The organism is Micromonospora sp. 4G55 (assembly GCF_016803375.1).
Window position 1 is genome coordinate 1 of record NZ_JAEVHN010000297.1, and the last position, 7,327, is coordinate 7,327.

Annotated in this window: 10 protein-coding genes; 5 read left to right on the forward strand and 5 right to left on the reverse strand. The window is 65.4% G+C overall.

Annotated elements, in window-relative coordinates:
* The first annotated feature begins 95 nt into the window (after positions 1 to 95).
* Positions 96 to 536, forward strand: a complete 441-nt coding sequence (locus JNW89_RS21880; protein WP_238450317.1) for a hypothetical protein — start codon at positions 96 to 98, stop codon at positions 534 to 536.
* A 45-nt stretch (positions 537 to 581) separates the two neighbouring features.
* Here the strand turns inward: JNW89_RS21880 and JNW89_RS21885 are convergent, their stop codons facing one another.
* The gene (locus JNW89_RS21885; RefSeq protein WP_238450318.1) at positions 582 to 761 is read right to left on the reverse strand and encodes a hypothetical protein; all 180 of its coding nucleotides are present in this window, start codon (positions 759 to 761) and stop codon (positions 582 to 584) included.
* A 449-nt stretch (positions 762 to 1,210) separates the two neighbouring features.
* Between JNW89_RS21885 and JNW89_RS21890 the strand changes: the two genes are divergently transcribed.
* From JNW89_RS21890 to JNW89_RS21905, 4 genes are all read left to right on the forward strand, one after another.
* Entirely contained in the window at positions 1,211 to 1,471 is a 261-nt protein-coding gene (locus JNW89_RS21890) for a hypothetical protein (RefSeq protein ID WP_238450319.1), read from the forward strand.
* On the forward strand, positions 1,468 to 1,722 hold the full coding sequence (locus tag JNW89_RS21895) for a hypothetical protein (protein WP_238450320.1): 255 nt from the start codon (positions 1,468 to 1,470) through the stop codon (positions 1,720 to 1,722). Before JNW89_RS21890 ends, JNW89_RS21895 begins: the two co-directional genes overlap by 4 nt.
* A 179-nt stretch (positions 1,723 to 1,901) precedes the next feature.
* Positions 1,902 to 2,123: a hypothetical protein gene (locus JNW89_RS21900; RefSeq protein ID WP_238450321.1), complete on the forward strand. Its 222-nt coding sequence runs from the start codon at positions 1,902 to 1,904 to the stop codon at positions 2,121 to 2,123.
* On the forward strand, positions 2,120 to 4,294 hold the full coding sequence (locus tag JNW89_RS21905) for a RepB family DNA primase (protein WP_238450322.1): 2,175 nt from the start codon (positions 2,120 to 2,122) through the stop codon (positions 4,292 to 4,294). Before JNW89_RS21900 ends, JNW89_RS21905 begins: the two co-directional genes overlap by 4 nt.
* A gap of 431 nt (positions 4,295 to 4,725) precedes the next feature.
* Here JNW89_RS21905 and JNW89_RS21910 read toward each other — a convergent pair whose 3' ends face one another.
* The 4 genes from JNW89_RS21910 to JNW89_RS21925 all read right to left on the reverse strand — a co-directional run.
* Entirely contained in the window at positions 4,726 to 4,953 is a 228-nt protein-coding gene (locus tag JNW89_RS21910) for a hypothetical protein (RefSeq protein WP_238450323.1), read from the reverse strand.
* 630 nt (positions 4,954 to 5,583) lie between these two features.
* A complete protein-coding gene (locus tag JNW89_RS21915; RefSeq protein WP_238450324.1) occupies positions 5,584 to 5,997 on the reverse strand; it encodes an H-NS histone family protein in 414 nt (137 codons plus the stop codon).
* Positions 5,998 to 6,120: 123 nt separating this feature from the next.
* A complete protein-coding gene (locus JNW89_RS21920) occupies positions 6,121 to 6,732 on the reverse strand; it encodes a hypothetical protein (protein WP_238450325.1) in 612 nt (203 codons plus the stop codon).
* Positions 6,733 to 6,947: 215 nt separating this feature from the next.
* Positions 6,948 to 7,327: hypothetical protein (locus tag JNW89_RS21925; protein ID WP_238450326.1), on the reverse strand; the 380-nt coding region annotated here is incomplete at its 5' end.

Here is a 7,327-nt window from a genome sequence, read left to right on the forward strand (position 1 = left end):
CTCCGGCGTCGCCCCGGACAGCCGCAGCGGGTACAGGCGTACCCCGGCGGTGGTGAGAGGTCGCCGCGGCCGCCCCGCACTGCGCCGCGCTCGGCGTGATCGTGCGCGGGCCGGCGCCCGGCCGGTTGAAGGCCACCGAGGTTGCGCGTGGCACGAAAACCGGCACCCGGAGTGAGCTGATGAAACGCGCCGAACACCAAGCCTGCAACCACCCGCGTACGAACGCAGCTCGTGAGGCTTGTCGCAAGGCGGGCGGGCCGGGGGCTGGGGCTGCTCAGGCGCTGGACCACGCCAACTGCGACCATCCCGCCACCAACGCCGCCCGTAAGCGATGCCGCCGGAAGATCTCTTCGCATCTGAAGGCCAAGCGGGGAGTCAAGTACGTCGGTGTGAGTCAGAGCCGAGAACCGGCCGACCTGCCGGTCATTCCTGCCGATGGACTCTCCACAACGTCCTTCCTTTACCTGCCTCTCGCGTCTGCGGACGAACTGCTGATCAGCTTCCCCGATGTCGACCTAGACGACGAGGCGGTCTGAGTTACGAATACTCGCTGCTGGCCTGTACCACTAGGTAGCAGCGGATCACCGACGCCACCGGAACAGCTCGGCTACCGCCTTGATGATGCCGGGCCGGTCCTTCGGGTCGGTGCCGCGAAGGGCCAGCGCAGTGATGATGATCTTTCCCGCTACCGGGACGGCGACGGCAGCGGCCACAGTCAACGGTCCCGCACCGAGAAGCGGCTCAAGATTTGCGAGCCCCACGATCCCTACCCCTCACTCTGGTCGAGTGCGGAGCGCACGGCTCAGCTCGACCAGGATCGCAATGACCAGGTCGGGCCCTCTCCTCAGCAGGGGCAGCGTATCCGCCCCGTCCGACACGATGCCAGCGCGACACGACGCCATCGTGAAGCGCCCTCAGGTCACCCCAGAGACGCGGACCCGTGCGGGTCGCGGTGTCCGGCGGTGTGGGCGCGTGCTCAACGGTCTGTGACGAACTCAGAGCCCGCTGTCTAGGATGCGCAATCCCGTATTGTTATCCCCACACCGGACGCCGTATCGGGCGGTCGTTCCTAGGTGTCGGGGTGGCGCAGGATCGACGCTGCACCTGTCTTCAACCGAGGAGGGTCCACCGGGCGGGTTACTACCCGCTTACCGACGTCTGGTGGTCTCCTCGGTCCGTCCGTTCGGGGCGGGAGACAGGAATACCCCTCGTGCCTTCCCGATTCGGTCGTCAGCCCGCTGCTGACGCCCTGCGTCGCGAGCGGTGGTCAATCCCGCTTGCCGCACGCCAGATCGACGTTCCCGAGAACCACCTTCGCACTGCGGTCGGCGGCTACAACCGGCCCATGCCGGAGGTCCGTGAGCGGCTTCCCAAGCTCCTGGGCCTTCCGCTGGAAGAGCTGTTCACGCCCGAGGTTCTCGCCCGTCCGTACTGCCCCGGCCGCAACGTGTGGAAGCCGGTGCAGCGATGAGCAAGCTCGAAGAGGCCCTGGCACAGGCAGCCAGCACGACCTTTGATCGCGCGGTGGCGACCAAGCGAAAGATCGACTTCAGCTTCAACGGGTCGCTGTCGTGGCCAGAGGGCGAGTGGTACGCGCCCGAGACGGGGCGGGAGCAGGCGGCACAGGACGCCATCCGAGGTGCCCGCAAGCAGGGTCTACCCGACCGGATCGAAGACCCCGCGACGGTGGACAACCTGGCCGTTCTGGTCCGGAAAAGGTGAGGGGCTCCCACAGCGAGGCCGTTGTGTGGAAGCCCCCAACCCGATCCGCAGCAGCAACACAAGGAAGGTACGTGAATCATATGCGAAAGATCGAAGCTCCTCAAAGCGGAGCCACTCCGCGACGGATCAACTTCTGCCCCAAGCCTGCCGCCCCCGACATCGTGGCTGCGCTGCGAGCGATGAAGGAGCCCGACCTCGGGGAGGTCATGCGCAACCTGTCGGACGAGGCGTGGTTCAAGCTGGTCATGTACGTCATGACGACCCTGGGCACCCCCGCCGAACTCGAAGAGTTCCACCGGGAGATCTGGCCCTTGGTCGAGGACACGTCCGACTGGTGCCGCGACTACTACACCCGCACCTACGAGGGCATGTGGGCGTACTTCACCGGAGGTCACCAGTGATCGCCTCTGCGAAGATCGACTTCTCTCCGCTTGCCGAGGTCAGGGATCACCTGCGCTTCGTGTTCGGTGGCACGCGGGGCTACGTCTGCCTGGCGCTCAACGACCGCAGTGAACCGAAGCCGATCCCGGAACAGACCTTCTACCACTGGCCCTCTCAGGTCGATGACCTGATGGCAGCCATCCGGGCCGCTCGTCAGCGCGAGAACATCGACCTGTTCTACAGCCCGTACCCGATGCAGACCCAGCACCGGAGGAAGCACAACAGCGCCGCGCGTCGGGTGGTTCACGCGGACGCCGACAAAGGGCTGTCGGACGACCTCAGGTCGACGTTGAGGCGCTGGGGTTTCCGGTTGGTGTCATCGGGCACGCCGGGCAACTACCACGTCTACGGGCGGCTGTCGCGGTCGCTGACGCACGAGGAACACCGGGGCATTGAGGAAGCCCTGCGCCGCCTCGTCGACGGAGACGACAAGATCGCGGACAACGACTTCCTGCGTATCCCGAACACGACCAACTGGAAGAACGGCAACAAGGTCCGTGTGGAGTCCTACGGCAAGGAGCGCATCGACGCGGACAAGCTGATGTCCTGGCTGGGTGCCACACCTGCCGCCGTCCGCGAGCACCAGCGGTCCGAGGTCCAGGCCGTTCCGGTACCGGATGACCTGCCGGAAGACATCGCCGCACTTCGCGAGGAAGAGAGCCGCGGTGAGGGATCGGGCAGGTACAAGCGCGCCTACAACGCCGTTCTCGCGGTGGCAGAGGCGGGTTACACCCGCGACCAGGTACACGCCATCCTGGCCGACTACGCGCCGGGTGTGGACAAGTTCGGCTCCCGGTGGCACGACCAGATAGACGACATCCTCGACAAGTCGGGGAAGGAGCTGGTCAAGTACGACCCCGACGAGTGCTTCTGGTCGGCCCGGCCAGTGCTGAGCCACATCAAGCAGTATGCCGAGGCGGGGGAGGCCAACCCCTGGGCCACGCTCGGGGTCGTCATGGTGCGGGTGCTGCACAAGGTTCCCCCTCGCGTGATGCTGCCGGGGCGGAACGGCACCGACGCCGGTACCCGTGCGCTCAACATGTACGTAGCCCTGATCGGGCCGAGTGGTGCGGGGAAGAAGACCGCCACCGACGCGGCAGCCCTCGCGGTCGACGTGGGCGAGACGTACCCCTACCTGCCCATCGGTTCGGGTGAGGGGATCGCCAAGGCGTACCGCCGTCCGGTCATCAGGGGCGACGAGGGCAAGCAGGGCGTCGTTATCGAGGGCGGCGTAGTGGTCAAGTCGAACAGGATCATCTTCGACGTGGCCGAGGTGTCGACCTGGAACGCCCTCACGGGGCGGACGGGTAACACCCTCGCGACGGAGGTACTGAAGGGCTTCTCGGGCGAGGCGCTGGGGTTCACCAACTCCGACGAGATGAAGTCGGTAACGGTGCCTGCGAACTCGTACCGGATGGGCCTCGTCATCGGCGCGCAGCCCGGCGCCTGCGGACCTCTGCTCGGCAACGCCGAAGCCGGTCTGCCTCAGCGGTTCCTGTGGATGCCCGCGATGGAAGACCAGGAGTACGACTTCGACAACATGCCAGAGGCTCCCCCTCAGCGGGTGTGGGAGGCCCCGCACTTCCCGGCGTCTGGCCACACCATCCGCTTTCCGGAGTCAGTCATGCGGCGGTTGTTCTACGAGCGCCGGAAGATGCGCGAGGACCCGATGGAGTCTCAGGCCATCGTCATCAAGATGCGGGTGGCGGTCGCCCTGGCGCTGCTGGACGGTCGGCTCGATGTGACCGACGAGGACTGGGACCTGGCGAGCACGGTCATGGTGGTGTCTCGCCGCACGCGGTCTGACGTGATGGCGCACCTCAAGGAGCAGCGCCGGCGTGAGGCCCACACGCGGGGCAAGCTCGCCGCTGAGGCTAAGCACGCGGAGACGCGGACGTTGGAGCAGCTCGACATGCGCGGTGTCCGGAGCGTGGCAGACCGCATCATGGCGCTTCTCGACAAGACCGCTGAGAAGTGGATGCTGCGTAACCCGCTGCGCACGAAGCTCAAGGCGGATCGCCGGAAGTACTTCGACGCCGCGCTTGACCTGTTGGTCGAGGAGAAGAAGGTCACCGTGCGCCAGGTCAAGGGCCAAGGAACGGGCACGCAGAGGGTGTCGGTAAGAGGCTGAGGGGTGTACCTCCAGGGGTGTACCGGTACACCCCTCGATTGACCGGACCCCAAAACCGAATAACCAAATAACAACAAAAAACGGACATTAGATTGTTAGTTATTTAGCTATGCCATCGGCGCTGGTGTTGGGGTGTACCGAACCAGGGGTGTACCGGTACACCCGTACACCCCTCGGATCTGAACTACAACGAGCGGCCCTCATGCCTTCGGGTGTGGGGGTCTCTTCGTAGCTAAGAGTTGAAGGCCAATCCTTAGCTGTCGTTCCTCAGCCCGTTCTCTCACGCCATGTTCTGCTGGGTATCCCGTCCATCAACCCGGCCCACCAGCACCCACGGGAAGTGTCTCCAAGCGTCCGCAGAGGGCACGGCACGCACGACGGGTGGATCGGGGCGGGTCCGCGTGTGCGGGCGGCTCTGCGGGCCTTCCGAGTCAGGAGCCCTGCGGGATGTTCTCCGCGTCGAGGTAGACGCACAGACCAGTGATTACCGGGTGCGTGTCGTTGGGGTCGTACTCCATGCCTACTGGCTGGTCCGGCGACACCTTGCCCGCGCTCTGGGCCAAGTTCACGAACCGAATCAGCTCGCCCCAGGTCAGCTGATCGTCAAGGTCCAGAGTCACCTTGAGGTTCGGATCAGTCTTCTCAAAGTCATCAGCCACGCATCGATCCTCGCAGTCTCAAGCAACCAGGCCAAGCCGGCGGTGTGGGCGTGGCCGGGGTTGGCTCCAGCAGTTAGCTTCGTGGTCATGGCTTGGGAAAACGTGGCAACCCTCGTGATCGCTCTCGCGGCGTTGCTGGTGTCGGTCCTCAGCGCCCGTTACTCGAAGACCTCGGCAGATGCCTCGAAGCGATCGGCAGACGCAGCGGAGCGGCAGGCAGCAGCGGCCGAAGCGGCATTGCCGCCACCGCCACCCCCCGTGGAATGGCAGGTGGTCCGCTACAGGGGGGAGGAGAGCTTTCTGCTCCGCAACGTGGGCTCGGAGTCTGCGCTAGACGTTGAGGTCCACACCCGGGGTGGGAGGCTGCGTCCTACCGACGGTGGATCCTTGACAGTGCCTGAGCTGCCGCCCGGCAAGGCGATTGCCTTTTGGGTCGTTACCGCAGCGGAGCTGCCGGACATGTATGAGATCAAGGTTCGATGGAGAGGCAGCGGCGACTGGGTCGCGCTGCCGCTCCCCTAGAGGCTTAGTCATCACACAGCCACGTCGGCGCCTACGGCTCGGTCGGCCAGGCCAACCCTCTAAAGGGGGCATCGCAGCGTCGGGCCACCAAGACCAGGTGCCGGCGCGTCACGCGTGCTGCGGCGGCTCCGCATTCGCGTACCGGTCTTCCAGTAGTCGCTCCACTGCGTGAGCGAGGTCGAGTACGTCCCCAACGTCTACGCCGTAGTTTGCGAGGGTCCGGCGGATTTGTTCCAGCTCGTCCTCAAGCTGGCGCGCTCGGACGGTGGCTGCTTCGCGCTGTGCTTCGGTGTTGGCAAGCTGCTCAGTGACCAGCTTGACGTTCGCTGTGATCGAGGCGGGTTCACCCAAACGGACGGCGGCAGCGCCGAGTGTGGCGTGGGTCTGCGCGGCACCCAAGATCTCGCGCCGCTGGCCTCGCTTCAACCAGCCGGACATGGCCTCGGACCGAGCGAGGGCAACGAGGGTTTCGGCTTGGTGTGCATGCCAGTCGGCAGAGACCGCGGGATGAGGATCGGTCATGAGCGCATCCAATCTGGGGTCGGCCGAGTCAAAGACACGCGTCTGGCGGTGGGGTTCCAGGATGATCTCAGCGTAGTCGCCTCAACGTCTGGTGCCAGCCTTCGTCGCGGTGCGGCGACTGGATCATGGAAGGGGCACAGCCTTCCACTCCGGGTGGCCCTCCCAGCGCACCCAGAGCTCGTTCGGCTTCGGCCCGCCATACCCAGGGATGAGGCGAACCTCGGTCGAGGCACTCGGTGCAACTTCGTCGGCCCCCGTCGCGCCCATGATGACGCACTGAATCCGTGATCGGTCGATCTCCACCTCACGGGCGGTGTCTGTGCCGATGTTGCGGAGGACGTAGGTGTTCTTAGACCGCTGATCGATCCACCAGGCGACGTAGGGAACTTCCGAGGTCGGGGCCTTGTGGATCAGGTCGCTGCGAAACGGAGAGCCGGTCGTAAGCGCCTGCTGCTCCGCCAACTCTAGGGATTTCCTGGCTAGGGTGACCTGCTCTTCCGCTGCGGCGGCCTGCCGTACTCCGGCCTGAGCCGAAGCCTTGGACGACCGGGCGGCGTGGATGGCGACGGCCGTGCCTACCAGCGATACGCCGAAGGCTGCCCAGGCGGGGGCGTCTCCCGGGTCGAGGCCTGCCCATGCGCTGAGGACCCACAACACAGAGATCAGCGCTAGGAGCCCGCTGGCAGTCAGCCAGAGAGTTAGCCGGCGGGCGATCCAGTCGAGGAATGCGGTCACCTTGCCATCTTGACGGCCACCGTCCAGAGCGGCCCGGCCACCCAACCGACCCCACGCGGGAACCCTCTAGCGGTCCACAAGGCCGCCGCCGCCCGTCGCGGGTGTCCCGCATGCCCCATGGACCGCCAACGGCTCTCTAAAGCGGGGCTGAGGCGACCATCACAAAGCGTGACCGGCGGTGTGGACAGCCAACGTGCGTCGGGTGTAGCGGAGCCCTACTTCTTCCGTTTGGCGAGATCTTCCAGGGCCTCTGCACGCAGATGCTGCCACTCCATGAAGCGCTGCTGCTGGCGCACGTCATCCATCACCTGCTCAAGGACGTGCCCGCCTCCGAGCGCCCGCCCCGCGAAGCGCGCCTTCAACTCCCTCTGCTTATCGGCAATCTTGACGCGAAGCTCAAGCAGTTCGACTTCCAATTCGAACAGGTGGAGCTGCTTGTCTTCGAAGAACAAGATGCCGCCTGCCGGGTAGAAAACGCGGATGCCGACAGCCTTTGATGGCGTCTGATTAGTCGGGGGCGTTTTGAACCGGTAGCGATCCGTGATGTACCAGTCGGAGAAGCACTCCGCCCCACCCACTAAGGGACGTCTCGTAA

Coding starts and splice junctions, on each gene's coding strand:
- JNW89_RS21915 (WP_238450324.1), bottom strand. CDS start 5,997: ATGACCGATCCTCATCCCGCGGTCTCTGCCGACTGGCATGCACACCAA.
- JNW89_RS21900 (WP_238450321.1), top strand. CDS start 1,902: ATGAAGGAGCCCGACCTCGGGGAGGTCATGCGCAACCTGTCGGACGAG.
- JNW89_RS21895 (WP_238450320.1), top strand. CDS start 1,468: ATGAGCAAGCTCGAAGAGGCCCTGGCACAGGCAGCCAGCACGACCTTT.